We start from the raw sequence: 1,065 nt of genomic DNA, 5'->3' as shown, positions 1-1,065 counted from the left end.
CGTCATCGGCTTGGGCGTTACGCCTGGCTCGGGCTGCTCCGGGACGCGCGCCGCGGGCTCGGTTACAGGCTCCGGCGCGGCCTCGATCGGCAATGCGGCAGACATGGTCGCATCGACCGGCCCGCTCATGTTCGGAAGCACGAAATCGACCGAACCGAAACTTTCCAGGCCCCGCATCACGGTCTCGGACAAATTCCGCCGGTGCCGGAGGATCGAGCGGGTGCGCGGGGTCAGGTTGGGCAGAATCGCCAGCCAGTCATCGTCCGCCAGTTCGACGTTGCGCAGCACCGTCGCGGCGACCGCCATCGTATCCTGTGCAAAGAAGCCGACCAGTGCGGCGGGCGGGTGGCCGCTGCTCAGGATGCGCGCGCTGGCGACGCGAACGCCCTCGGCCACCGCAGCACGCAGTTCGGCAAGCCGCGCGAGCATCGGCGGATCGGCAGGCGCACGGCCACGGCTTATCAAGTCGATCAGCTGCCGCCAGGCAGTCTGCGCGCCGAAAGGCGTCGCAGTGTCGGCCGATAAAATCGTCGCCAGACTATCGTCGAACCGCACTGAGCTCCCTTCACGCATGGCCGATCGGCCCTAACGCCCCTGTCTTAACGTCCTTATCCTTCCAACTGGTAACCTGCAAATATCCTTATCGGTGCCGTTGCAATGCCCGAGAATTACGGTAGTGCGTAATTTTCTTATAGTACGCCGTCAAAGAGCATAGGGATTCGGCATTTTATGTGGAGTATCGTGTAATGGCGCTCGATCGCATCGATCGGCAGATCCTGGCGCTGTTGCAGGCCGATGGCCGTATGACCAATGTCGAACTGGCCGAACGCGTCGGTTTGACCGCCCCGCCCTGCCTGCGCCGCGTCCGCGCGCTGGAGGAAGCCGGGGCCATTCGCGGCTATCATGCCGACCTCGACGCCGCGCGTCTGGGCTTTCCGATCACCGTCTTCGCCATGGTGTCGCTGCGCAGCCAGGCCGAGCATGACCTGGCCGCCTTCGAGGCGCATGTCGCGGGCATCCCCGAAGTGCGCGAGTGCCACATGCTAAACGGCGAGATCGACTTCA

The 1,065-nt window shown here is 64.3% G+C and carries 1 protein-coding gene and 1 pseudogene; one reads left to right on the top strand and one right to left on the bottom strand.

Annotation, left to right across the window (positions count from 1 at the left end; all coding sequences use genetic code 11):
• Positions 1 to 573 (bottom strand): annotated as a pseudogene (locus U1700_RS15255) (histidine kinase dimerization/phospho-acceptor domain-containing protein); the annotation flags it as partial.
• Positions 574 to 746: 173 nt separating this feature from the next.
• Between U1700_RS15255 and U1700_RS15250 the strand changes: the two are divergent.
• A partial coding sequence (locus U1700_RS15250) for an Lrp/AsnC family transcriptional regulator (RefSeq protein ID WP_332753514.1) occupies positions 747 to 1,065 on the top strand: 319 nt, incomplete at its 3' end.

This window comes from Sphingomonas sp. RB1R13, from assembly GCF_036663775.1.
Taxonomy (GTDB): domain Bacteria; phylum Pseudomonadota; class Alphaproteobacteria; order Sphingomonadales; family Sphingomonadaceae; genus Sphingomicrobium.
The sequence above is the reverse complement of the archived record's forward strand: the minus strand, read 5'-3'. Positions and strand labels throughout refer to the sequence as shown.